This is a genomic window from Actinokineospora globicatena (assembly GCF_024171945.1).
Taxonomy (GTDB): Bacteria; Actinomycetota; Actinomycetes; order Mycobacteriales; family Pseudonocardiaceae; genus Actinokineospora; species Actinokineospora globicatena.
The window spans coordinates 482,006-505,021 of the sequence record NZ_JAMTCR010000002.1 but is presented as its reverse complement, the minus strand read 5'-3'; the positions used below and the strand labels follow the sequence as shown (position 1 = coordinate 505,021).

The window sequence follows — 23,016 nt, the reverse complement described above, 5'->3', positions numbered from 1 at the left end:
GTCACCCGAGGAGTTCCCCGTGGCCAAGACCCCCAAGTCCGACCGAGTCGACCCCACCTGGCGCGGCGACGACGCCAACGGCTCGCACCCCGTCAGCGAACTCACCTCGGACCGCCAAGGCGCCCTCTCCCCCTTCGGCGACACCACGTTCCCGCTGGACACCACCCCGTACGTCCACCCCACCACCGAGATCAACCGCTAGCCCCTCCGCTAGCGCCCCTCGGTTGCCCGCGCGGCCCACGTCTCGGCCCGCGCCCCGCACGGTCACCCCACCTGCGCCGCTAGCCCTCTCGACATGAGGCTCCAGTTGGCCCTTGTCGCGATCCCCTGCACGGCGCTGCCCCGCGACTTCACCGCACATCTCGGCGTTGCCGCGCGCGAAGCTACCTAATCCAGCCTCGGTGCCGCGCGGACCTGCCTCAGCCCGCCTGGACGTTCTGGCTGTCAGCCCCCAGCGCCGCCGTCCCGCGTGCCGCCCCAGCGCCCCCATCAGCCTGTGGGCTGCGGTCCCGGCTCCGGCCTCCACCCGCTGGGTCGCTAGTGCCCCCTTCAGCCCGGCTCTAGCGCCGCTCCCGGCCCCCGCCGCCCGCCCGAAGGTCATTGGGCGCCACTCCGAGCGCCGCCCGCCCATTCCGCCCCCGAGCACCACCGACCCGCCCCCACGAGCCCAAACCCACCCCTGACCTGCCCGAACACCGCGCTGCCCGCCCCCGTCAACACCGCCTCGCGCGCGCGAAAAGCGAGTGCCCGGCCCCCACCCTCTCCGGGGGGCGTCCCTGGGCCAGTCTACCGACACCCCCCGACAGTCGATCTTGAACCGACCCCCGCAGAGATCGACATGTGGATAACTTCTGTACCCCATAAGAGGGAAATCCTCGGCGGTCCGGAGGTGGAGATCCACACCTCCACCGGGGCGGGCGGCGGGGGTAGATCACCCGGATGAGGGCGCGGGGTGGTCGGGGCTACGCTCACAGCGATTCTCTGAATACCGTCCTTTCGGGAGTGAAGCGCATGCCCGTCCCCGGTCCCGGCTACTCGATCACCGTCCGGGTGGAGGCTCCGCCGAGTGCGAGCGCGGCGGGGGACCTGACCAGCGCGGTCGGTCGGGTCGGTGGGGTGATCACGGCGTTCGACGTGGTCGAGTCGCACGGTGACCGGGTGGTCGTCGACATCACCTGCAACGCCATGTCGGCCAACCACGCGCGGGACATCACGACCGCGTTGGAGGCGCTGCCGGGTGTCGCGGTGCGCAAGGTGTCGGACCGGACCTTCCTCATGCACCTCGGCGGCAAGATCGAGGTGTCCGCGAAGGTCGCGCTCCGCAACCGCGACGACCTCTCCCGCGCCTACACCCCCGGGGTCGCCCGCATCTGCCAGGCGATCGCCGAGAACCCCGACGACGCGCGCCGCCTGACCATCAAGCGCAACACCGTCGCGGTGGTGACCGACGGGTCCGCGGTGCTCGGCCTGGGGAACCTGGGTCCGGCCGCCGCGCTGCCGGTGATGGAGGGCAAGGCCGCGCTGTTCAAGAAGTTCGCCGGTGTCGACGCGTGGCCGGTGTGCCTGGACACCCAGGACACCGAGGAGATCATCCGGGCGGTCGAGCTCATCGCTCCCGTCTACGGGGGCATCAACCTGGAGGACATCGCGGCGCCGCGGTGCTTCGAGATCGAGGCGCGGCTGCGGGAGAAGCTCGACATCCCGGTGTTCCACGACGACCAGCACGGCACCGCGATCTGCGTCGTCGCCGCGCTGCGCAACGCGTTGCGGGTGGTGGGCAAGGACATCGCCGACTGCACCATCGTGGTCTGCGGTGTCGGCGCGGCGGGCAGCGCGATCATCCGGCTCCTGCTGCAGCGCGGACCGGCCGATGTCGTCGCCGTCGACATCGATGGCATCGTGCACCGCGACCGCGAGGGCATGGACACGAACCTGGCCTGGGTCGCGCAGAACACCAACCGGGACGGCAAGACCGGCAGGTTGCACGACGCGCTGGTCGGTGCCGACGTGTTCATCGGGGTGTCGGCGCCCAACCTGTTCGGCGCCGAGCAGGTCGCCACCATGGCCGACGACGCGGTGGTGTTCGCGCTGGCCAACCCGGACCCGGAGATCGACCCGCTCGAGGCGCAGCGGCACGCCGCGGTGGTCGCCACCGGCCGGTCGGACTACCCGAACCAGATCAACAACGTGCTGGCCTTCCCCGGCGTCTTCCGCGGCCTGCTCGACGCGCAGGCCAGGACGATCACCGACCCGATGCTGCTGGCCGCCGCCGAGGCCATCGCCGACATCGTGGCGCCCGAGCAGCTCAACCCGTCGTTCATCGTGCCGAGCGTGTTCGACGCCGCGGTCGCCCCCGCCGTCGCCGATGCGGTCCGCCGGGCGGCGCAGGCCTGACCTAGCATCGGCCGCGTGGGTGAACTCAGCCATGTGGACGTGTCCGGGGCCGCGCGGATGGTCGACGTCTCGGCCAAGGCGGTGACCGCGCGCACCGCGGTGGCCAGCGGTGTGGTCCGCACGACGGCGGAGGTCGTCGCGCTGCTGCACCGCGACGGCCTGCCCAAGGGCGACGCGCTGGCGACCGCGCGGCTGGCGGGCATCATGGGCGCCAAGCGCACCCCGGACCTGATCCCGCTGTGCCACCCGCTGCCGATCTCCGGTGTCACCGTGGCGCTCGACCTCGGCGACACCGACGTCACCATCACCGCCACGGTCCGCACCACCGGCCAGACCGGGGTGGAGATGGAGGCGCTGACCGCCGTCGCCGTCGCCGGGCTCACCCTGCACGACATGATCAAGGCGGTCGACCCCGCCGCCGTGCTCGACGCCATCCGCCTCGACCGCAAGGACGGCGGCAAGTCCGGCACCTGGACCAGGGAAGCACCATGACCGCACACGACCACCACTCCAGCTCCCTGCCCGCGTCCACCAGTGGCGCCGGGCGCACCGGCCGGGTCGTCACCGCGTCGAACCGGGCGGCCACCGGGGTCTACGAGGACCGCACCGGGCCGGTGATCGTGGCCTGGTTGCGGGGACGCGGGTATGAGACCCCGGATCCCGTGGTCGTCGCTGACGGTGCGCCGGTCGAGCAGGCCCTGCGCGCGGCGGTCGCCGAGAACGTCGACGTCGTGATCACCACCGGCGGCACCGGCATCAACCCGACCGACCGCACCCCCGAGGCCACCCGGGCCGTCATCGACCACGAGATCCCCGGTCTCGCCGACGCGATCCGTGCCGCGGGTCTGCCGAAGGTGCCGACCGCCGTGCTGTCCCGGGGGCTCGCGGGCGTCGCGGGTCGCACGCTCGTGGTCAACCTGCCCGGCTCGACCGGCGGGGTGCGCGACGGTCTCGGCGTGCTCGAACCCGTGCTTGACCACGCCGTCGACCAGTTGCGCGGCGGCGACCACGAGCGGACGCCGGTGCACCAGGCCGCGGTGTTGCGCGCGGAGATCAGCGACAGCCACATCTCGGTCGCCGAGCACGAGGAGCTGGTCGCGCACCGGTCGGCGGGCGCGGTCGTGAGCTTCGCCGGTGTCGTGCGCGACCACGACGGCGGGCGCGGCGTCGAGAGCCTCACCTACGAGGGGCACCCCAGCGCCAAGGAGGTCATCGTCGAGGTGGCGGCCGAGGTGGCGCGGGCCGAGGGCGTGCACGCGATCGCGGTGTCGCACCGGATCGGCGCGCTCGGCATCGGTGACGTCGCCCTGGTCTGCACGGTGGCCGCGGAGCACCGGGGGCAGGCGTTCAGCACGTGCGCCCGGCTCGTCGACGAGGTCAAGGCGCGGTTGCCGATCTGGAAGCACCAGCGCTTCGCCGACGGCACCGAGGAGTGGGTCAACTGTCCTTAGTGGACTACTTGGCCCACAGGCAGAACGGGTGCCCGGCCGGGTCGAGGTAGACCCGGACCCCGTCCTGCGGTTGGACTCCGGCGAGCACGGCGCCCGCGCGGATGGCGTGCGCGCCAGCCGAGGCGAGGTCGGCCACCTCGATGTCCACATGCGACATCATCTGCTGCGCGCCGGGTCGGCTCGGCCACTTCGGCGGCACGTAGTGCGGTTCGGTCTGGAACGAGAGCCCGGTCCCGCCGCCCGGCGGCCGCAGCGTGACCCAGTCCGGTTCGTCCGCGCCCATCGGCCAGCCGAGCAGCCGCTGGTAGAACGCCGCCAACTCGCGCGCGTCCGGCGCGTCGAGCACCGCGGCTGTCAAGGTCATCCACGGTCTAGATCCCATGCCGCCAGGCTAGGCCGACCGCGGCCGACCCACCGGATGACGTGGTCGAGCCCCCGCCGCGACCAGCGGCGGGGGCTCGCACGGCGTGCGGACCTACTTGGTGGCGATCTTCTGACCCACCAGGATCAGGTTCGGGTCGCCGATGAAGTCCTTGTTCTTCGAGTGCAGCTCCTGCCAGCCACCAGCGACGCCCTGCGTCGAGGCGATCTTGGACAGGGTGTCGCCAGCGACGACGGTGTAGTCGCCGTTGGGGTTCGACGCGGTGACCGCGGCGGCCGCCGGTGCGGCGGTGGTCACGGGCGCGGCCTTCGGGGTGGCCTTCGGGGTGACCTTGGGCGCCTGCTTGGTGACCTTCTTCTGCGTGCTCTGCTTCGGCGCGGCCGCCTGCTTCGGGGCGGCGGCGGACTTGGCGCCCGCCTTCTTGCCGCACACCGGCCAGGCACCGATGCCCTGGGTCTTGAGCACGTTCTCGGCCACGCGGATCTGCTCCTCGCGGCTGGCGCTGTGCGCGCTGCCGGAGCCGCCGTTGGCCCGCCAGGTGCTCGGGGAGAACTGCAAGCCGCCGTAGTACCCGTTGCCGGTGTTGATGTTCCAGTTGCCGCCGCTCTCGCACTGGGCGACAGCGTCCCAGTTCACCGGGTCGGCAGAGGCGGGTGTCGCGGCGATCGCCATCGGTGCGCCGACCGCTACCCCTGCGACGAGGACGCGGGCGATGGTGCGCTGGGTGGCGGTCTGCTTGCGGTGCTTGCCTCGGTAGGACATTTGGGTCTCTCCTCCCAAGCCTGCGCTCGTCGCGCTGCGGGTGCGGACCAGACCTCGGCCCGACCGGGTCCGGGTGGACCTGGCCACCGCGCCGCGCACCGGGTGGTGCTCGGCGGGCCCCTCGCCCCTGTCCGGGAGATCGCTTTCGCTCGGGGTTGGTTCCCGGGAGCCCGCCGGACAGGGTTCGGCATGGCGCACTCTCGGGTCGTGCGTGGCTGGTCGGGGCCAGCCGGAAGCGACGGTACGTAACCGCGGGAAGATCTGAAAACTCCGCAGAGCGTGACCGTCATCACAGTAACGCCCTGCGACCTTCTGCGATCAAGACGTTTGTGCTGGTCAGGCTCGTCAACGTACACGTTACTTCGCCGTGTCCTGGCCGAGATAATTAACCGTCGGTGAGGTCTGCCTCACGTTGTTTCCGGCCGCTGGGCCATCCGGGAACGGTGTCATCCCCCGGCGAATGGGGGAAGCACGTCGAGCCCGATGCCGTCGGGCAGCGCGGCGGACCGGTCCCGGACCGCCACCCCGTCGACCAAGAAGCTCGCGGCCCGCAGCACCCGGGCTAGCTCGTCGCCGTGCCGCCGCTCCAGCGCCGCGAGTGCGTCCTGGACCGTCGAGTCGGCCGGGAGTTGCACCTTTTCTTCGTGCACGCCCGCGGCCGCGCGCGCGCCCGCGAAATACCGCACCGTCACCTGACCCAATCGAGCTACCCCCCGATCGCACTCATCGGCCGCAGCGGCTGCGCGAACCCGGCCTCGTTGATGGTGTGCCCGGCGAGCTTGGCCCACATCGCCGCGCGCCACACCTCGGCGATCTCCTCGTCGCCCGCGCCCGCCCGCAGCGGCGCGCGCAGGTCCGTCTCGGTCTGGCTGAACAGGCACGACCGCAGCTGCCCGTCCGCGGTGATCCGAGTCCGGTCGCAGTCGCCGCAGAACGGGCGGGTGACCGACGCGATGACCCCGACCTCGCCGGGACCACCGTCCACCTGCCACCGCTCGGCGGGCGCCGCGCCGCGGGGGACCGGACTCGGGGTCAGCTCGAACTCGGCGCCCAACGCGGCCAGGATCTCTTGCGCGGTAACCATGTCCGCCCGGTTCCACCCGTGCTGGGCGTCCAGCGGCATCTGCTCGATGAACCGCAACTCGTAGCCCTGCTCCAGGCAGTACCGCAACAGCGCGACGGCCTCGTCATCGTTGCGACCGCGCACCAGCACCGCGTTCACCTTCACCGGCGTGAGCCCGGCGTCGCGCGCGGCGGCCAACCCGGCCAGCACGTCGTCGAGCCGGTCGCGTCGGGTCAACTCGGCGAACCGCTCCTGCCGCAAGGTGTCCAGCGAGACGTTGATCCGGTCCAACCCAGCCGCGACGAGCCGTGCGGCGCGTGCGGCGAGGCCGATCGCGTTGGTGGTCATGGACACCCTCGGCCGGGGGCTCAGCGCGGCGGTCTCGGCGATGATCCCCTCGATGCCCTTGCGTAGCGTCGGCTCACCACCGGTGAACCGCACGTTGGTCACCCCGAGCCGCTCGACCGCGATCCGGATGATCCGGCCCAGCTCACCGTCGCTGAGCATCTCCCCGCGCGGCATCCAGTCCAGGCCCTCGGCTGGCATGCAGTACGTGCAGCGCAGGTTGCACCTGTCGGTCAGCGACACCCGCAGATCCGTCGCCACCCGCCCGAACCGGTCCACCAACCGACCATCATCCGGGCGATCCGAACCCGAGGCCGCCACCCGGAGCCGAGGAAGGCCCAGGTCGACCGGTATGGGAACCCGCGCCGCCGTCACCCGTTCCAGGGTAGCCGCTGTCCCCGACCTGAGTGCCCGCCCTCGCCTCCGTCACCACATCGCACCCCCACAACCACCACCGCACGCCCCCGCTGGCTCGAGTTGTCCACAACCTCGTGAGTCATCCACAGCTCTCCGTCGCCCCTCTTGACAAGCCGCCGTTTTCGCTAGGCTCGAACGTGGGACCTCAGACCCCGGGAGGGTGGGCCCCACCACGCGAGTCGATCATGGCCGGGAGGATCTCGGGGTGGGGCTCCGGTAAGCCCGGACGGGACGAGTTCTCGTTCGGCGAAACTCCGGTGGTGGGCAAACTCGCTCCAGCAAAAGCCGTCGTGGTCAGGCAGCGGGAGCACACCCGGAGGCTCCGGGCGTGGGATCCGGCCAGGCGGGGTTACTGTCGGGGTATGCCGTACTTCAGGGTCGCCGAGGCCGCCAGGTTGTTGGGGGTCAGTGATGACACGGTGCGCCGGTGGATTGATGCGGGGCAGTTGTCGGCGGAGGCCGATGGGGCGGGGCGCAAGGTCGTCGACGGGGCGGTGTTGGCGGGGTTCGCCAAGGGGCAGGCGACCGAGGTGCCGGATCCGAGCGGGGTGGGGCGGTCGGCGCGCAACCGGTTCGTGGGGTTGGTCACGTCGGTGGTGGCCGACACCGTGATGGCGCAGGTCGAGTTGCAGTGCGGGCCGCACCGGGTGGTGTCGTTGATGAGTTCGGAGGCGGTGCGGGAGATGGGGCTCGCGCCGGGGGTGTTGGCGGTCGCGCTGGTCAAGGCGACGCAGGTCATCGTCGAGACGCCTGGGTAGCCTCTCGCCATGACCGGCCGGTGGACGTACCTGATGGACATGGACGGGGTCCTGGTGCACGAGGAGCACCTGGTCCCCGGCGCCGACGAGTTGATCGCCGAGCTCACCGCGACCGGCACGCCGTTCCTCGTGCTGACCAACAACTCGATCTACACCCCGCGCGACCTGCGGGCCAGGCTGCTGCGCACCGGCCTGGACGTGCCGGAGACCGCGATCTGGACCTCCGCGCTGGCCACCGCCCGCTTCCTGGACAGCCAGCGGCCCGGCGGCTCCGCGTTCGTGATCGGCGAGGCCGGGCTGACCACCGCGCTGCACGAGATCGGCTACGTCCTCACCGACCGCGACCCGGACTACGTGGTCCTCGGTGAGACCCGCACCTACAGCTTCACCGCGATCACCCGGGCCATCCGGCTGGTCGAGGCGGGCGCCCGGTTCATCGCGACGAACCCGGACGCGACCGGCCCCAGCCGCGAGGGCTCGCTGCCCGCCACCGGCTCGGTCGCCGCGCTGATCGAGCGGGCCACCGGCCGCGCCCCGTACTACGTCGGCAAGCCGAACCCGCTGATGATGCGGTCGGCGCTGCGGTCGGTCGGCGCGCACTCGGAGCACACGCTGATGATCGGCGACCGGATGGACACCGACGTCCGCAGCGGGCTGGAGGCGGGCCTGCGCACCATCCTCGTGCTGTCCGGCATCTCCGGTGCCACGACCGCCGAGCTGTTCCCCTACCGACCGACCCGGGTGATCGGGTCGGTCGCCGACCTGGTCGGCGGCACGGCCGACCCGTTTCCCGAGTCTTAGCGCCATGGTGGAAGGTGGTCACGGTGAGTCGTCGTCGCCGGTCGCGGTTACCGATCGCTGCGCGTCGCCGGGGTGGCTCCCCTAGGGTCGTCGCTGTGGAGAAGGACAGGGCGACCTACGTCGTCGGCGACATCCACGGCCACCGCGCGGAGCTGCTGACCGCTCTGCGCGCCGAGGGGCTGGTCACCGAGGCGGGCGACTGGGACGGTGGCCGCGACCACCTGTGGTTCCTCGGCGACTTCGTGGACCGGGGTCCCGACGGCATCGGCGTCATCGACCTGGTCCGCGCCCTCGCCGACCAGGCGGCCCAGGCCGGCGGCAAGGTCGAGACCCTGCTCGGCAACCACGAGATCCTGCTGCTGGGCATGTACCTGTTCGGTGACGAGCCGATCCCGTCGGAGTTCGGCCCGCGCAGCTTCGCCCGCAGCTGGAGCATGAACGGCGGCGTCGAGACCGACCAGGCGTCGCTCACCGACGAGCACATCGAGTGGCTGACCACCCGCCCGGTCATCGGCCTGGTCGACGACCACCTCCTGATGCACTCCGACACCACGCAGTACCTGCTGTGGGGCGAGGACATCGACGCCATCAACGAGTCGGTCCGGGCGGTGCTCCAGTCGGAGGACTCCGCCGAGTGGTGGGAGGTCTGGCGCCGGATGACCACCCGGTACGCCTTCCGCGGCCCGGAGGGGGAGGCGGCGGCGGACGAGCTGCTCACGGCTCTAGGCGGTAAGCAGGTCGTGCACGGGCACAGCGTTATCGCTGACCAGCTCGGGGTACTGCCAACGCAGATCGAGGGCCCTTACCTCTACGCGAATGGTAAGGCTCTCGGCGTCGACGCGGGGTTGTTCGTAGGAGGGCCCTGCCTGGTGGTGTCGCTGCCGTGGAACGCGGATAAGAGCTGACTACGCCGTCGGCACGATCCGCGAGCCCAGCGGGACGAGCGACACCGGGATCATCTTGAAGTTGGCGATGCCCAGCGGGATGCCGATGATCGTGACGCACAGCGCGATGCCGGTGACGATGTGGCCGACGGCCAGCCACCAGCCCGCGAAGATGATCCAGATCAGGTTGCCGATCACCGACGCCGCCCCGGCCTCGCGGCGCGGTTCGATGGTGCGGCCGAACGGCCACAGCGCGTAGTTGGCGATGCGGAACGACGCCAGGCCGAACGGGATCGTGATGATCAGGACGCAGCAGATCACGCCCGCGATCACGTAGCCGATGGCCATCCAGAAGCCGCAGAGGACGAGCCAGATCAGGTTCAGCAGGAGTCGCACCAGCACAGTCTTGCGCATCCGGTGAACCACGGGTGTCCAGATCCGCCCCGCGGTTGCAGGATGGTGACCTGGCCCACAGCCGGAAGGAGCGTTCGATGCCGCTGCCCAGCTACTCGTCCGGGACGTCCACCGCGCCGCTGCTCGGTGACACGATCGGCGAGAACTTAGACCGCACCGTCGCCGCCTATGGAGACCGAGACGCCCTCGTGGACAGGGCTACCGGCAGAAGGTGGACCTACCGTGAGCTGTCTGCCGAGGTAGACGCGGTCGCACAAGGGCTGCTCGCGCTCGGAGTGGGTAAGGGGGACCGGGTTGGGATCTGGGCGCCGAACTGCGCCGAGTGGGTCTTCGTCCAGTACGCCACCGCGAAGATCGGTGCCATTCTAGTCAATATCAACCCCGCATACCGGGTGCACGAACTCAAGTACGTGCTCGACCAGGCAGGCGTGCGCACCCTGATCTCCGCGCCCAGCTTCAAGACCTCCGACTACGCGGCCATGATCGCCGAGGTCAACCCTGCCTGCGACGTCGTCTTCATCGGCCAAGAGACCTGGGACGACTTGGTCACGTGCAGGGACCCACTCCCCGCGGTAGCGCTGTCGCCGGACGACCCGATCAACATCCAGTACACCTCAGGCACCACAGGCTTCCCCAAGGGCGCCACGCTGTCTCACCACAACATCCTCAACAACGGTTACTTTGTTGGCGAGCTATGCTCTTACACCGAGCAAGACCGGGTGTGTGTGCCGGTACCGTTTTATCATTGCTTCGGCATGGTGATGGGTAACTTGGCTGCTACTTCGCACGGTGCGTGCATTGTCATCCCATCACCGGGGTTTGATCCTAAAGCTACATTGAGTGCGGTAGCGGAAGAGCGGTGTACGTCGCTCTATGGCGTTCCGACGATGTTCATCGCGATGCTGGCCGAGGCGGACGGGCTGGACCTGGGGTCGCTGCGGACCGGCATCATGGCCGGGTCGCCGTGTCCCGAAGAGGTCATGAAGCAGGTCATCGATCGGCTCGGCATGACCGAGGTGACCATCTGCTACGGCATGACCGAGACCTCGCCGGTGTCGACCCAGACCAGGGCTGACGACTCCCTAGACCTGCGGGTCTCCACGGTCGGGAGGGTTCACCCGCACCTTGAGGTCAAGGTCGTTGACCCCGACACAGGCCTAACTGTGCCGCGCGGGACGCCGGGGGAGTTCTGCACGCGGGGCTACTCGGTGATGTTGGGCTACTGGGAGGAACCGGGTAAGACTGCTGAGGTGATCGATAGCGCTAGGTGGATGCACACCGGCGACCTCGCGGTCATGACCGACGACGGCTACCTGAAGATAACCGGCCGCATCAAAGACATGGTTATCCGTGGCGGTGAGAACATCTATCCGCGAGAGGTGGAAGAGTTCCTGTACACACACCCGGACATTCTTGACGCCCAGGTCATCGGTGTACCGGACGAGCGCTACGGCGAAGAACTGATGGCGTGGGTCCGCATGCGCGAGGGGACGCAACCGCTCGACGCTGACGCTATCCGCGAGTTCTGCACGGGGAAGCTCGCCCACTACAAGATCCCCCGGTACGTGCACATCGTCGATGAGTTCCCCATGACCGTGACCGGCAAGGTCCGCAAGGTCGAGATGCGCCAGGCCGCCGTCGAGCTCCTCGAGCGCGGGTAGCTTGGGCGGCGTGGAGGGCTTAGCGGTCGGCTTCGACCTGGACATGACCTTGATCGACCCGCGTCCCGGCATGGTCGCCGCGATGGCCGCGCTCGCCGACGAGACCGGCCTGGCCCTGGACGGCGAGTACTTCGCCGCCAACCTGGGGCCGCCGCTGGAGATGATCTTCCGGGGGTTCGAGGCGCCGGAGGAGCGCATCCCGTGGCTGGTGGCCCGGTTCCGCGCGCTCTACCCGGACATCGTCATCCCGGCGACGGTAGCGCTACCGGGAGCAGGCGATGCTCTAGCTGCGGTACGCGAAGCAGGCGGTCGAACACTGGTCGTGACCGGCAAGTACGGGCCCAACGCCGCCAAGCACCTCGCCCAGTTCGGGTGGCAAGTGGACACACTCGTCGGCGAACTCTGGTCGACCGCCAAGGGCGAGGCGCTCCGCGCGCACGGCGCCAGCATCTATGTGGGCGACCACGAGGGCGACGTCGCGGGCGCCCACGCCGCTAACGCGATCTCCGTCGGTGTGCCTACCGGGCCGCGAACCGCCGAGGAGCTCCTAGCCGCAGGAGCCGACGTCGTCCTGCCCGACCTCACGGAATTCCCTGTGTGGCTCAAGGCCCACTTGAGTAGCCTCTAGGGGCTACCGACGGCGGACAACGTGGACGACAGCGAGAGCGAGGCCCACGGGGAAAGCCATCGAGACGGCCCACAGCCACGGAGCTGTGTGGCCCATGGCGGCCAGCACGAAGATGGCGACCACCGCGAGCAGGCCCACCCCGAACAGCGCGAACGCGATGTGGAGGGTGCGCGAGGGGTGGGATTGAGCCGCCATGGGAACAGGATAGGCGCCCCGACCGTTGCGTCCTCAGCGGTGGGTTGGCGGTAACGCTCAGGCGGGGCTGGGGCGACCTAAGGGCTGGCTTAGGCTTGGGGGACGCGTCCCGGGTGACCCCGGGGCGCGTTCGTCTTGCGCGGCGGGGACCCCGGGTGCGCGGGACGGACTGACGACGAGGGAACGGTGAGAGCTGTGCCGACCGGCAAGGTCAAGTGGTACGACTCGGAGAAGGGCTTCGGGTTCGTCACGCAGGACGGTGGCGAGGACGTCTACGTCCGCGCGTCCGCCCTGCCCGCGGGCGTCCCCGGTCTCAAGGCCGGGCAGCGCATCGAGTTCGGTGTCGCCGACGGGCGCCGGGGTCCGCAGGCGCTGTCGGTCCGGCTCATCGACGCCCCGCCCTCGGTCGTCGAGGCTCGGCGCAGGCCTGCGGAGGAGCTGCACGGCCTGGTCGAGGACATGATCAAGATGCTGGAGTCGACCGTCCAGCCGGACCTGCAGCGCGGCCGCTACCCCGACCGGAAGGTCACCAAGCGGATCGCCGAGGTGGTCCGCGCGGTCGCCAGGGAACTCGACCCGTAACCCCGGGTCAGGCCCGCTGCCGCGTGGTCAGGCCCCAGATGCCGGTCTCGACCAGCTTGCCCTGCACCGCGCGCAGCTTCTGCACCTCGACGTAGATCAGCAGTTCCGCCTCCGGCGGCGGCACCAGCGTGTAGCTGAGGCTGCCGTCGGAGATGAGCCTGCTGCTGGCGGCCATCTGCTGGCCGTCGCGGTCCACGTAGGAGAACACGACGCCCCAGGGGCTGTCGGCGACCTTGGACGACACCGAGATCTGCACCGGCTGCCCCTTGCGGGTCGGTAGCGTCACCGCCGCGTCCTGGTCCTGCAGGCAGGTGTCCTTGCCGACCTCGCACAGCCCCATCGGGCTCGCGATCGCGCTCTCGCCGTCGGTGTAGAAGGTCACGTCCGGCGGCGGGGGAGCGGAGCATCCGGCGAGCACGACAGCGGTACCGGCGAGTGTGGCGGTGATGGCTCTGCGCACGTCGCGACCCTACGTGTCGTCCCGTGCCGACCGTGGTGCGGGGCGGAACCGGCGCAGCGCGGCGGCCATGCCCTCGGCGGCCCGCTGACCACCGAAACCGGGGATCAGGCTGCCACCGCGACGGCTGACCAGGGTCTGCGCCAGCCCCAAGGCCAGCATGACTGACACGACCAGGAAGCCGACCCACCAGATCGGCGGCAAGAGCACGCCGACAGCGCCGCCGAACACCCAGCCGAGCTGCAGCACGGTCTCCGAGCGGCCGAACGCGGACGCGCGCGACTCCTCGGGTAGGTCGTCCTGGATGACGGCGTCGAGGCTGTTCTTGGCCAGTGCGCTGGCGATAGCGCCAACGAGACCGACGATGGTCGCGGCGAAGATGCTCGCGGTGAGGGTGGCCACCACCGTTGTCGCCAACGCGGCGATGAGACAACCCAGCACTACCTGCTCGTGGTTGCCGATGTTGATGCGCGCGCCGACAGCGTTACCGGCGAAGCTGCCCAGGCCTGCCGCGCCCGCGATAAGACCCAGCAAGAGCAGCTGTTGGAACGGCTCGGCCTCGTTCTGCGCGCGGACCGCGAACGCCGCGAACATCATCAAGAACCCAGTCAACACGCGGATAGACCCGTTGCCCCACAGCGACACCACTACGTGCCGCCCCATGGGCCTTCGTTTCGTGGCCGGTAGCGGCATGCGAGCGCTTATCGAAGCTGGGACCTCGCCCTCGGTTACCTCGACCCACGCCGGGATCCGTAGGGCCTGTGCGGCGCCGACAGCGCAGATGATGACCGTGAACCACAACGCGCCCGGTGAGCCGAAGAGGTTCAGGAACAACGCCGCAATGGCTCCGGCCACCATCCCGGCCGCTAGACCGAACACCGTCAACCGCGCGTTCGTCTTGGCCAGGGTTATCTCGCTCGGTAGCACTCTCGGCGTGATCGCCGCCTTGAGCACCGTGAACGACTTGGACAGGACCATCTTCCCCAGCGCGGCCGGGTAGAGCATCCAGTCGTCGAAGTGCATCGCCATGATCACGCACATCAGCGCCTGACCCGCCGAGGCCGCGCACATGGCGAGCCTGCGGCCGCGCTGCAACCGGTCCAGCATCGGGCCGATCACCGGCGCCAGCAGCGCGAATGGCGCCACGGTGATCAGCAGGTAGAGCGCGACCTTGCCCTTGCTCTCCCCGCTGGCCGCGGAGAAGAACAGCGTGTTCGCCAGCGCGACCGCCATGGCCGCGTCGCCCGCGTAGTTGAGCATCGTGGCGTAGGTCAGCGAGGTCAGGCCGGACTTGTCGGCGCCGTCGGCGTTCGCGGCCTTGCGGAACGCGGTCATCGCCTGCGCGGTCAGCTGCCTGCTGCGCATCGCCGCGACCCTGGTCACGGTCAGCTTCTTGGGGTAACCGGGCGGTGGCCCGTCTCGCCGCTCTAGCTCTGTCCCCGGCTCTTCCTCGTACCGAGTGCCTGACTCCCGGTAGCGCGGCTCATCCCGGTACGGCCTGTCGTCGCGGTAGTCCCGATCGTCGCGGTAGCCCCGGTCTTCCCTGTATGGACGGTCATCCCGGTAGGACCTGTCGGGGCGGCCGTACCGGTCAGGGTCACGGTCACCGTAGGTCTCGTACCGCTGCTCCTCCGGCGGCTCTACCCGACGCGTGCGCGGCGGGGGGAGCGGCTCGCGCCTCGTCGGGTCGGCCCGGTGCGGGGCGTGCGGGGGGAGGTGCGACGGGCTCGGCGGGGCCTGGGGGTTCTGGCGGGGGATGCCGGTCGTCGGCGGCTGCTCCGGGTCGCGCCAACTGGGCTGGGACACGTCCGCCCAGCCCCGCTTCGCCTTCCGGCCCGAGCGGCGGCCGGACGGCGGCTGATCAGCGGGGCCGTTGCGAATCACGTGGTCCATCCTGCCGTACCGGGGGCCGATCTGGGGTCCAGTCGACCGGCCGGTCGAGTGGACAGTCTCGGGCACCTAGCCCGAGGTCGCGAACCGGACGCGGAACAACTTGGGCCACAGCTTCCCGGTCACGATGAACTCATCGGTCCCGGGAACCGCGGCGATACCGTTGAGCACGTCGGCGCCCGCGCGTTCCCCCTCCGGGAGTAGTCCCGCCAGGTCCACCACCGCGGTGACGCCACCGGAGGCCGGATCGATGCGCACGATCCGATCGGTCTCCCACACGTTCGCGTAGACGGCGCCGTTGACGCACTCGAGCTCGTTGAGCTTCACGACCGGTCCTCGCGCGTCGCGCACCCGCACCTCACCGGTCTCCGCGAAGGTCGCCGGGTCGCGGAAGGTCAGCTTGTCGGTGCCGTCGCTCATGACCAGCCGGGTGCCGTCGTGGCACAGGCCCCAACCTTCACCCGCATAGGTGACTCTGCGTCGCTCTTCCAGGGTCGACCGGTCACGCTCGATGGCCACGCCGTTCTGCCAGGTGATCTGCCAGATCCGGTCGCCCACGACGGTGATGCCCTCGCCGAAGAACTCACCCGGCAGCTTCATCCGCTCCCGCACCGCACCGTCAGCCGGGTCGGTAGCCCTAACTTCCGACTGGCCTTCTAAGCCCGTCCCCTCATAGAGGACGCCGTCGACGAGTTCGAGTCCTTGCGTGAAAGCGGCCCGGTCGTGCGGGATCTCGGCCAGTACCTGCGGCCGCAGCGTCGGCACTCCGGGGTCCCCGCTCGGCGGCCGCTGCTCGGTCCCCGAACAGCCCGTGGCCAGGCAGGCGAGGACGGCGGCGACGGCGGTCAGGCGGGCGAGCACCCCACTAGCGTGACACGGCTGTGTCACCCGCTTCAGGCGTGGGGCACAATCAGCGGTGATGACCTCGACGCCTGCACCAGAAGTCGTGACCGACCCCGCGTTGCTCGCGGCGGTCGAGTTCGCGCGCGCCGCCGCGCGGGAGCACGCCGGGGCCGAGGTGGGCGCGCACGTCGCGGTGCGGGCCGAGGACTCGGCGTCGGCAACGCACCTGTTCGACGCGGCCAAGCCCGGGTACCGCGGCTGGCGCTGGGCGGTGACCGTCGCCATCGCCGCACCGGATGACGACGTGACCGTCAGTGAGGTCGCGCTGATGCCCGGCCCCGACGCCCTCGTCGCCCCGCCGTGGATCCCCTGGCAGGACCGGGTCCGCGCCGGTGACCTGGGGGTCGGCGACCTGCTGCCGACCGACCCGGACGACCCCCGGCTCGCCCCCGGCTACGCGGGGTCCGACGACCCCGAGGTCGAGGCACTCGCGATGGAGGTCGGCCTCGGCCGGGTCCGCGTGCTCTCGCGCCTCGGTCGCCTGGACGCCGCCGACCGCTGGCAGACCGGTGAGTTCGGGCCCGGCGCCGACATGGCCCGCGGCGCGCCCGCGTCCTGCGGCACCTGCGGCTTCTACCTGCCCGTCGCCGGATCGCTCGGTGCCGCGTTCGGCGTGTGCGGGAACGAGATCTCGCCCGCCGACGGTCGTGCCGTGCACGCGGGCTACGGCTGCGGCGCGCACTCCGAGGCCGAGGTCGAGCAGATCTCGCCGGTGCTGGTCGCCGACCTGATCTACGACGACGCGCGGCTCGACATCGAGGCCCACGAGGCCGCCGCTGACGAGCCCGACCCGGAAGCCGACGAGCACGCGGCCGGTGAGCCGAGCGCGGAGTCGGTCGAGCAGGCCGTCGCCGCCGTGGCCCAGGCCGAGCAGGCCGACGAACCCTCCGGTCAGCCCGAGTCCGACCAGCAAGGGTGAGCGCCGCCGACCCGTTCGGCACCGCCGCGCTCCGTGCGGCAGTGCTGAGTGCCTGGACCACGTCCCCGACCAGGTTCCGCGAGGACGCCAACGCCGAGGAAGACCTCTACCTCGGCGGTTACCGCGACCGGCTGCTGGTAGAGCTAGCGCAGAACGCGGCCGACGCCGCTGACGGCACCGGCACGCTCCGACTGTCTCTAGTGGACGGCGAGTTGCGCGCGGCCAACACGGGTCGCCCGCTCGACGCGGACGGTGTCGCCGCACTGGCCTCCTTACGCGCGTCCGCTAAGAGCGCCGCCCAGGGGGTGGGCCAGTTCGGCGTCGGGTTCGCCGCGGTGCTTGCCGTAACCGATGCGCCGACAGTCCTGTCGCTCAACGGTGGCGTCACCTTCTCCGCGGAGCAGACGCGCACCGCGATTGCCGACCACCCCGACCTGGCCGCCAGGGCCGCCGAGCGCGGTGGCCGTGTCCCGGTACTCCGCATGGTCTGGCCTGCCGACGCCGTTGTGCCTACCGGCTTCGCCACCGAGGTACGGCTACCGCTGCGCGATGGAGTCAACGGCCGCAAGCTGCTCGCCGACTTCGCAGCGCAAGCCGCCGACCTCTTGCTCGCCCTTCCCCGCCTGGACCGCATCGAGATCGGTGACGACGCCTGGTGGCGGGTCGACAACGACTCCCGCGTCGAGATCCACGGCCCGGACGGCGTCGTGTCCTGGCTGGTGCACCGGGTTTCCGGCACCCTCGCCGACGACCTGGTCGAGCACCTCGGCGTCGAGGCGCGCGCCCGCCGCCAGTGGTCGGTGTGCTGGGCGGTCAAGGTCGACCAGGACGGCGTCCCGCTGCCGCTCGGGGACGACGTGCTGCACGCCCCGACGCCCACCGACGAACGGCTTTCGCTGCCCGCCCGGCTGGTCGCGACCCTGCCCATCGAGCCGACCCGGCGCAGGCTGCACGCCGGTCCCGCCGCGGCCGCCGTGCTCGCCGAGGCCGCCCGCGCGTACCCCGACCTCGTCGGCCGGACGCCCGCCGAGCACCGCACCGCACTCGTCCCGCTGGTCGGCTTCCCGCTCTCCGAGGTCGACGAGCGGTTGCGCGAACTGCTGGTCACCGCGCTGCGGCAGGCCCCGTGGCTGCCCGCCGCCGAGGGCGACGACCTCGCGCCCGCCCGCACCCAGGTGCTCGACGCCGAGGCCGACGGGCTGGCCGAACTGCTCGCCGAGATCGTTCCCGACCTGGCCGTCGGCTGGCTCTCCGCGCAACGGCACGCCGCCGCGCTCGCCGCGTTGGACGTGCCCAGGCTCGGGCTGGCCGATGTGGTCGAGATGATCACGGGCCGGGCCCGGCCGCCGGAGTGGTGGCACCGCCTGTACACCGCGCTCGCCCCGGTCGTGGAGACCGACGGCACCGCGCGGCTGGAACTCGGCGCGCTCCCGGTGCCGCTGGCCGACGGGCGAACGCTGCCCGGTCCGGCAGGCGTGGTGCTGGTGGAGGACGCCGAACTGCTCGAACTGCTCGCGCACGCCGAGGTCGGGGCGCTGCACGTGGTGCACGCCGACGCCGCGCACCCGGTGCTGGAACGCCTCGGTGCGTACCGCGGCGGCCCGGTCGACCTGCTCGACGCAGGCGGGCTGCAGGACGCGGTCGAGCGCAGCCTGGACGACGTCGAGTCCGATGTGGACATCACCGGCCTGGTGTCGGTCGTGCTGCGGCTGGTGCGCGACGCCGGGGTGCGCGTGGGCGAGCTGCCGTGGCTGGGCGCGTTGGCGCTCAAGGACTCCGTCGGCGACTGGCGGCGGGCCGACGAGCTCGCGCTGCCCGGGTCGCCGCTGCTGGACGTGCTCGACGAGGACGCGCCGGTCGGTGTGCTCTCGGCCGAGGTCGCCGCCGAGTGGCCGGACCACGTGTTGGTCGCGGTCGGTGTGCTCGACGCGTTCGCCCTCGTCGCCGACGAGGCACCCGGCGGGCCGGACCACGGGCTCGCCGACGAGGCCGAGTGGTGGGACAGCAGGCAGGAACCGCCCGCGCGGGTCCTGGCCGTGCGCGACCTGGACCTGGTCACCGACGACGCCTGGCCCCGCGCGCTCGCACTGCTCGCCGCCGACCCGGACACCTGGCGCGCGCTGCTCGAACCCGACGGGTACACCGGCTGGTGGATCGCCAGGCACGCCGTCATCGGCGGCGCCGCCCCGTCCGACTGGCGCCTCGCCGACGCCGACGACCTCGCGGGCCTCTACGACACCGTCCCGGACATCGGCGTCGACCCCCGCGTCCTCGCCGCGATCGGCGTCCGCACCGCGCTGCGCGTCGACAACGCCGACGACGCCGAAGACCTGCTCATCCGCCTGGGCGACCCCGACCGCGGCCTGCACCCGGGCGCCGTCCTGCGCACCCACGCCGCCCTCGCCGAAGCCGTCGCCGACGAGGTGTTCGACCCGACCGAGGTCCGCCTCCCGGAAACCACCCGCACGCTCGCGGGCACCGTCGCCACCGACTGCGTTGTCCTCGACGCCCCCTGGCTGCTGACCGTCCTCCCCGAGGACCAGGTCGTCGCCGCAGGCCCCGACTTCGCCCTAGCCGAGCCCCTCGCGGAACTGCTCGACCTTCCGCTGGCGACCGAGGAATCCGCAGGCGAGGTCATCTCCGCCGCCGACCCCGTCCCCTGGTCCGACCTGGGCGCCGTCGCCGCCGCCTGCGAACTCCTGGCCGCCGACATCCCCCTCGGCACCCTCCTGGTCCACGACAAACTCATGGTCCGCACCCCCACCGGCGACCACAACACCCCCTGGTGGGTCCAAGACTCGGTCATCCACTGCGAAGACACCCCAGAGGCCCTGGCCCGAGCCCTAGCCTGGACCACCAACCGCTGGCCCGACCGCCACACCTTCACCGCCCTGATCGAAGAACCCACCCACTACCTCACATAGCCCCCCGTTGCGGAGGGCTCATTGCCGTTTCCGCAGCCGGGAGCCCGCAGGTAGAACTGGCTGCTGTGGTGATCGATGGCCTTCTATACGGCGGGTTCCTGCACGTGGACGACCTGGCGCTCCCGGTCTCGCTCGTCGCAGAACTCCGAGACCTCAACGACCGCCTGGAAATCCCGTGCGCGTGGTTGCTATCCGCAGGATCCACAGACCTGTTCTCGTCGGCGCGAGTTCGACTGAAGGTCGGCATCCACGGTGGAACCGGGGCGTTGATGTGGATCAGCCGAGGGCAGTTCTTGGTACCGGCTACCGGCACCAACCCGGATTGGCAGGTCTACTACCTGGCTGGCCTGCACGACATGTACCTGCCGCCGCACGCCGAGGTTCCCGTCGAGACCGCGTACCAAGCGCTGGCCGAGTTCCTCGTTACTCGGGCCAGACCTACTTGTGTCGAGTGGCAGGAAGCCGAGTTGGACTAGGCACCACAGTGATCGAGGGTGTTCTGCGCAGTGGGTTTCTGCACGTAGATGACTTGGGGCCTGGTGAAGATCTCGTTGCTGCGGTGCGTGCGTTCAACGATGAGGCTCTCAAGGTCCCCTGTGTCTGGACGGTGTCCGCAGGCCCGACCGACCTCCTTTCTGCTGAGTCCGTCAGCCTCGAGGTAGGCGTCCGCGGGCACCTCGGTGCTCTGCTTTGGGTGAGCTACGACCAACGCCTGGTTCCGAAGGACGGCACCAACAGTGACTGGCAGACCTACCACCTGGCTGGCCTGCACGACATGCACCTGCCCCCGCATGCCGAAGTCCCCATCGAAGTCGCCTACCAAGCGCTGGCCGAGTTCCTCGTTACCCGGGCGCGGCCGACCTGTGTTGAGTGGCAGGAAGCTGAGCAGGACTAGTTACTTGACTGGGTTCTCGAATCCCGGGCGGCGCAGTAGCAGGCGGCCCCAGCCGGTTACGGGGCGTTGGACGCCGCCGCGGGTGAGGAGGAAGAGGCCGCAGGTGATGGCGGTTAGGGCGGCTATGGCGCCGCCGATGAGGAAGGGGCTGCGGGCGCCCCACTGGTCGGCCATCCAGCCGACCATGGGGGCTCCGATGGGGTTGCCGCCGACGAAGACGAGCATGTAGAGGCCCATGACGCGGCCGCGCATCTCGGGGGCGACGGCTAGTTGGACGGTGGAGTTGGCCGTGGTCATGAAGGTCATCAGGCACAGGCCGACGGGGATCAGGGCCAGGGCGAAGGTCGTGAAGTTCGGCATCAGGCCGACCACCACCTCCAGCACGCCGAAGGCGAAGGCCGCGCCAAGCAGCATGCGGGTTCGGGGGCGTCCTCGGGAGCTGCGGCGCACCGCCAGGATCGAGCCTGCCAGGGTGCCGACGGCGAGGGCGGTCGAGAGGAGGCCGTACCCGTCGGCGTCGCGGTTGAAGACGGTGGCGGCGACGACGGCGAGGGTCACGAAGAACGTCATGCCGAACGTGCTGACGAAGAACACCAGCACCATCACGGTCAGGATGTCCGCGCGCCCCCGCACGTAGCGCAGGCCCTCCCGCAGTTGTCCCTTGGCGCGCGGGACCTTGGGGCTGCGGATCAGCTTCGCCGGGTCCATCCGCAACAGTCCGATGATGACCGCGAAGGTCAGCACCGCGTTGGCCAGGAACAGCCAGCCGGTGCCGATCAGGATGATCATGACGCCCGCGATGGCCGGGCCGACGATGCGCGCGAGGTTGAAGCTGGTGGAGTTGATCGCGACGGCGTTGGTGACCTGGGAGCGGCCGACGATCTCGGCGACGAACGACTGGCGAACCGGCACCTCGACCGCGGAGAACGCGCCGAGCACGAAGCACAGCACGTACACGTGCCACACCTGCACGACCCCGGTCACGTCGAGCGCCCCGAGCACCAGTGCGCACGCGGCGAGTCCGACCTGGACCCAGATCAGCAGCTTGCGCTTGTCCAGCCGGTCGGCGAGCACCCCGGCCCACAGGGAGAACAGCAGCGTCGGCAGGAACTGCAGCGCCGCGGCGATGCCCAGCGCCACCGGGTTGTTGCCGGTGAGCACCAGCACCAGCCAGTCCTGGGCGATCCGCTGCATCCAGGTGCCCACATTGGACACGACCTGGCCCGCGGCGAAGAGCCGGTAGTTGCGGACCCGCAGCGAGGAGAACATGCCCGGCTTGGGGGGAGGTTGCCGCGGCGGGGGTGTCGTCGAGGTGCGTTCGGTCTGCTGCTCTCGGGTACCACCCGCGTACGTCGGCATCTAGTTCTGGTTCCCCGCCATCCTGTCGATGATCTCGGCGGCCCTGGTGAGCGTGGCCCGCTCCTCGGCGGTCAACTCCGCCAGCCGCTTGTCCAGCCAGGCCTCCCGCGCGGAGATGTCCGCCTCCAGGAACGCCCGGCCCTCGTCGGTCAGCGCGACGATCGCCTGCCTGCCGTCACTCGGGTGCGGGCTGCGGGTCGCGTACCCCAGTTCCTCCAGCGCGGTGATGACCCTGGTCATCGACGGCGGCTGGACGCCTTCCTTCGCCGCGAGCTCCCCCGGGCTGAGCGGCCCGCACTTGTGCAGGCACGACAGCGCCGAGATCTGGGTGAGGGTGACCGTGGCGTTGGTCCGCTGCGCCCGGAGCCTGCGGTTGAGCCGCACCACCGCCAGCCGCAACCGGCTGGTCAGGGTGTACTCGGGCTCGGACACGATGTTTAGCATACCTCACTAAACAGTCGTCGGTCGACGAACTTACCAGGACATCACACCGGCACCCGGCACGGCGACCCCGCGGACCAGCGCCTGGACTAGCCTGAAGCCCATGTCAGAGCCGGTCTTGCACCCCACTCCGCCGCTGCCCCCCAAGCTGCTGGCGATGGGCCCGATCGTGTACCTCGGCACCGGCACCTGGCTGGTCGCCGCCCTGGCGTTCCTGCTGCTGGACCTCGCGCCCATCTGGACCTGGACCGCGCTCGCGGGCGGCGGCCTCGGTGTCATCGGCGCGCTGATCATGCTCTGGCAGCGCCAGGCGGGCCGTCGCGGCTCCAAGGCCGCCCAGAAGCTGGACTAGTACCAACCCGTCAGCCCCCCGACGCGTAATCGCAGGTCGGCGGGGCTGTGTGGCGACCTCGGACGGCCACCCCGGACTGTCGTGAGCGGGGGCTTGCGAGGCCAGAGAGGTTAGGCTAACCTAACTCTCGTCCGCTTCG

The 23,016-nt window shown here is 70.6% G+C and carries 26 protein-coding genes; 15 read left to right on the top strand and 11 right to left on the bottom strand.

What is annotated here, in order from left to right:
- The first annotated feature begins 19 nt into the window (after window positions 1–19).
- The 4 genes from LV79_RS02385 (at window position 20) to LV79_RS02370 (ending at window position 3,845) form a co-directional block, all read left to right on the top strand.
- Window positions 20–202, top strand: a complete 183-nt coding sequence (locus LV79_RS02385; protein WP_253831562.1) for a hypothetical protein — start codon at window positions 20–22, stop codon at window positions 200–202.
- Between the two features lie 809 nt (window positions 203–1,011).
- Window positions 1,012–2,394, top strand: a complete 1,383-nt coding sequence (locus tag LV79_RS02380) for an NAD-dependent malic enzyme (protein WP_253831560.1) — start codon at window positions 1,012–1,014, stop codon at window positions 2,392–2,394.
- A 15-nt stretch (window positions 2,395–2,409) separates the two neighbouring features.
- Window positions 2,410–2,886, top strand: coding sequence for a cyclic pyranopterin monophosphate synthase MoaC (moaC, locus tag LV79_RS02375; RefSeq protein ID WP_253831558.1), 477 nt, complete (start codon window positions 2,410–2,412; stop codon window positions 2,884–2,886).
- Entirely contained in the window at window positions 2,883–3,845 is a 963-nt protein-coding gene (locus LV79_RS02370; protein WP_253831556.1) for a molybdenum cofactor biosynthesis protein MoaE, read from the top strand. The genes moaC and LV79_RS02370 overlap by 4 nt, the downstream gene beginning before the upstream one ends.
- 4 nt (window positions 3,846–3,849) lie before the next feature.
- Here LV79_RS02370 and LV79_RS02365 read toward each other — a convergent pair whose 3' ends face one another.
- The 4 genes from LV79_RS02365 to moaA all read right to left on the bottom strand — a co-directional run bounded on the left by LV79_RS02365 (window position 3,850) and on the right by moaA (window position 6,739).
- A complete protein-coding gene (locus LV79_RS02365; RefSeq protein ID WP_253831554.1) occupies window positions 3,850–4,209 on the bottom strand; it encodes a VOC family protein in 360 nt (119 codons plus the stop codon).
- Window positions 4,210–4,320: 111 nt separating this feature from the next.
- Complete coding sequence (locus LV79_RS02360) at window positions 4,321–4,989, bottom strand: LysM peptidoglycan-binding domain-containing protein (protein ID WP_253831552.1); 669 nt, start codon at window positions 4,987–4,989, stop codon at window positions 4,321–4,323.
- A gap of 446 nt (window positions 4,990–5,435) precedes the next feature.
- Window positions 5,436–5,690, bottom strand: a complete 255-nt coding sequence (locus LV79_RS02355; protein WP_253831550.1) for a MoaD/ThiS family protein — start codon at window positions 5,688–5,690, stop codon at window positions 5,436–5,438.
- Between the two features lie 5 nt (window positions 5,691–5,695).
- A complete protein-coding gene (moaA, locus tag LV79_RS02350) occupies window positions 5,696–6,739 on the bottom strand; it encodes a GTP 3',8-cyclase MoaA (protein ID WP_301320566.1) in 1,044 nt (347 codons plus the stop codon).
- A gap of 437 nt (window positions 6,740–7,176) precedes the next feature.
- Between moaA and LV79_RS02345 the strand changes: the two genes are divergently transcribed.
- The 3 genes from LV79_RS02345 to LV79_RS02335 all read left to right on the top strand — a co-directional run bounded on the left by LV79_RS02345 (window position 7,177) and on the right by LV79_RS02335 (window position 9,278).
- A complete protein-coding gene (locus LV79_RS02345) occupies window positions 7,177–7,572 on the top strand; it encodes a TOBE domain-containing protein (RefSeq protein WP_253831548.1) in 396 nt (131 codons plus the stop codon).
- Between the two features lie 9 nt (window positions 7,573–7,581).
- Window positions 7,582–8,373 (top strand): HAD-IIA family hydrolase, encoded by a 792-nt coding sequence (locus tag LV79_RS02340; RefSeq protein WP_253831546.1) that lies wholly within the window; start codon window positions 7,582–7,584, stop codon window positions 8,371–8,373.
- A gap of 95 nt (window positions 8,374–8,468) precedes the next feature.
- Window positions 8,469–9,278, top strand: coding sequence for a metallophosphoesterase (locus LV79_RS02335; protein WP_253831544.1), 810 nt, complete (start codon window positions 8,469–8,471; stop codon window positions 9,276–9,278).
- Here the strand turns inward: LV79_RS02335 and LV79_RS02330 are convergent, their stop codons facing one another.
- Window positions 9,279–9,653 (bottom strand): YccF domain-containing protein, encoded by a 375-nt coding sequence (locus LV79_RS02330; protein WP_253835695.1) that lies wholly within the window; start codon window positions 9,651–9,653, stop codon window positions 9,279–9,281. It lies immediately after the preceding gene.
- Window positions 9,654–9,748: 95 nt separating this feature from the next.
- On the opposite strand from LV79_RS02330, the gene LV79_RS02325 reads away from it, so the two are divergent.
- Window positions 9,749–11,332 (top strand): AMP-binding protein, encoded by a 1,584-nt coding sequence (locus LV79_RS02325; protein WP_253831542.1) that lies wholly within the window; start codon window positions 9,749–9,751, stop codon window positions 11,330–11,332.
- A gap of 43 nt (window positions 11,333–11,375) precedes the next feature.
- The gene (locus tag LV79_RS02320) at window positions 11,376–11,960 is read left to right on the top strand and encodes an HAD family hydrolase (RefSeq protein WP_253835693.1); all 585 of its coding nucleotides are present in this window, start codon (window positions 11,376–11,378) and stop codon (window positions 11,958–11,960) included.
- 3 nt (window positions 11,961–11,963) lie between these two features.
- Here LV79_RS02320 and LV79_RS02315 read toward each other — a convergent pair whose 3' ends face one another.
- Window positions 11,964–12,155, bottom strand: a complete 192-nt coding sequence (locus tag LV79_RS02315; protein ID WP_253831540.1) for a hypothetical protein — start codon at window positions 12,153–12,155, stop codon at window positions 11,964–11,966.
- A gap of 195 nt (window positions 12,156–12,350) precedes the next feature.
- Between LV79_RS02315 and LV79_RS02310 the strand changes: the two genes are divergently transcribed.
- The gene (locus LV79_RS02310; protein WP_204456171.1) at window positions 12,351–12,737 is read left to right on the top strand and encodes a cold-shock protein; all 387 of its coding nucleotides are present in this window, start codon (window positions 12,351–12,353) and stop codon (window positions 12,735–12,737) included.
- A gap of 7 nt (window positions 12,738–12,744) precedes the next feature.
- On the opposite strand, the gene LV79_RS02305 is transcribed toward LV79_RS02310, so the two are convergent.
- The 3 genes from LV79_RS02305 to LV79_RS02295 form a co-directional block, all read right to left on the bottom strand.
- The gene (locus LV79_RS02305; RefSeq protein WP_253831538.1) at window positions 12,745–13,197 is read right to left on the bottom strand and encodes a DUF2771 family protein; all 453 of its coding nucleotides are present in this window, start codon (window positions 13,195–13,197) and stop codon (window positions 12,745–12,747) included.
- A gap of 9 nt (window positions 13,198–13,206) precedes the next feature.
- Window positions 13,207–15,078: an MFS transporter gene (locus tag LV79_RS02300; protein ID WP_372495253.1), complete on the bottom strand. Its 1,872-nt coding sequence runs from the start codon at window positions 15,076–15,078 to the stop codon at window positions 13,207–13,209.
- A 75-nt stretch (window positions 15,079–15,153) separates the two neighbouring features.
- The gene (locus LV79_RS02295; RefSeq protein ID WP_372495252.1) at window positions 15,154–15,945 is read right to left on the bottom strand and encodes a glutaminyl-peptide cyclotransferase; all 792 of its coding nucleotides are present in this window, start codon (window positions 15,943–15,945) and stop codon (window positions 15,154–15,156) included.
- A gap of 58 nt (window positions 15,946–16,003) precedes the next feature.
- On the opposite strand from LV79_RS02295, the gene LV79_RS02290 reads away from it, so the two are divergent.
- The 4 genes from LV79_RS02290 (at window position 16,004) to LV79_RS02275 (ending at window position 20,725) form a co-directional block, all read left to right on the top strand.
- A complete protein-coding gene (locus tag LV79_RS02290) occupies window positions 16,004–16,906 on the top strand; it encodes a DUF3027 domain-containing protein (RefSeq protein ID WP_253831534.1) in 903 nt (300 codons plus the stop codon).
- A complete protein-coding gene (locus tag LV79_RS02285; RefSeq protein WP_253831532.1) occupies window positions 16,903–19,830 on the top strand; it encodes a sacsin N-terminal ATP-binding-like domain-containing protein in 2,928 nt (975 codons plus the stop codon). The genes LV79_RS02290 and LV79_RS02285 overlap by 4 nt, the downstream gene beginning before the upstream one ends.
- Before the next feature lie 65 nt (window positions 19,831–19,895).
- Window positions 19,896–20,306 carry an Imm1 family immunity protein gene (locus LV79_RS02280; protein WP_253831530.1) on the top strand — a complete coding sequence of 137 codons (411 nt, stop codon included), beginning with the start codon at window positions 19,896–19,898 and terminating at the stop codon, window positions 20,304–20,306.
- An 8-nt stretch (window positions 20,307–20,314) separates the two neighbouring features.
- A complete protein-coding gene (locus LV79_RS02275; RefSeq protein ID WP_253831528.1) occupies window positions 20,315–20,725 on the top strand; it encodes an Imm1 family immunity protein in 411 nt (136 codons plus the stop codon).
- Here LV79_RS02275 and LV79_RS02270 read toward each other — a convergent pair whose 3' ends face one another.
- Complete coding sequence (locus LV79_RS02270; RefSeq protein WP_308208935.1) at window positions 20,726–21,994, bottom strand: MFS transporter; 1,269 nt, start codon at window positions 21,992–21,994, stop codon at window positions 20,726–20,728.
- Window positions 21,995–22,084: 90 nt separating this feature from the next.
- A complete protein-coding gene (locus tag LV79_RS02265) occupies window positions 22,085–22,516 on the bottom strand; it encodes a MarR family winged helix-turn-helix transcriptional regulator (RefSeq protein WP_372495251.1) in 432 nt (143 codons plus the stop codon).
- Window positions 22,517–22,628: 112 nt separating this feature from the next.
- Between LV79_RS02265 and LV79_RS02260 the strand changes: the two genes are divergently transcribed.
- On the top strand, window positions 22,629–22,877 hold the full coding sequence (locus LV79_RS02260) for a DUF2530 domain-containing protein (RefSeq protein ID WP_253831522.1): 249 nt from the start codon (window positions 22,629–22,631) through the stop codon (window positions 22,875–22,877).
- Window positions 22,878–23,016 lie beyond the last annotated feature (139 nt).

Coding starts and splice junctions, on each gene's coding strand:
- LV79_RS02380 (WP_253831560.1), top strand. CDS start 1,012: ATGCCCGTCCCCGGTCCCGGCTACTCGATCACCGTCCGGGTGGAGGCT.
- LV79_RS02370 (WP_253831556.1), top strand. CDS start 2,883: ATGACCGCACACGACCACCACTCCAGCTCCCTGCCCGCGTCCACCAGT.
- LV79_RS02365 (WP_253831554.1), bottom strand. CDS start 4,209: ATGACCTTGACAGCCGCGGTGCTCGACGCGCCGGACGCGCGCGAGTTG.
- LV79_RS02360 (WP_253831552.1), bottom strand. CDS start 4,989: ATGTCCTACCGAGGCAAGCACCGCAAGCAGACCGCCACCCAGCGCACC.
- LV79_RS02345 (WP_253831548.1), top strand. CDS start 7,177: ATGCCGTACTTCAGGGTCGCCGAGGCCGCCAGGTTGTTGGGGGTCAGT.
- LV79_RS02340 (WP_253831546.1), top strand. CDS start 7,582: ATGACCGGCCGGTGGACGTACCTGATGGACATGGACGGGGTCCTGGTG.
- LV79_RS02325 (WP_253831542.1), top strand. CDS start 9,749: ATGCCGCTGCCCAGCTACTCGTCCGGGACGTCCACCGCGCCGCTGCTC.
- LV79_RS02320 (WP_253835693.1), top strand. CDS start 11,376: ATGACCTTGATCGACCCGCGTCCCGGCATGGTCGCCGCGATGGCCGCG.
- LV79_RS02315 (WP_253831540.1), bottom strand. CDS start 12,155: ATGGCGGCTCAATCCCACCCCTCGCGCACCCTCCACATCGCGTTCGCG.
- LV79_RS02290 (WP_253831534.1), top strand. CDS start 16,004: ATGACCTCGACGCCTGCACCAGAAGTCGTGACCGACCCCGCGTTGCTC.
- LV79_RS02270 (WP_308208935.1), bottom strand. CDS start 21,994: ATGTTCTCCTCGCTGCGGGTCCGCAACTACCGGCTCTTCGCCGCGGGC.
- LV79_RS02260 (WP_253831522.1), top strand. CDS start 22,629: ATGTCAGAGCCGGTCTTGCACCCCACTCCGCCGCTGCCCCCCAAGCTG.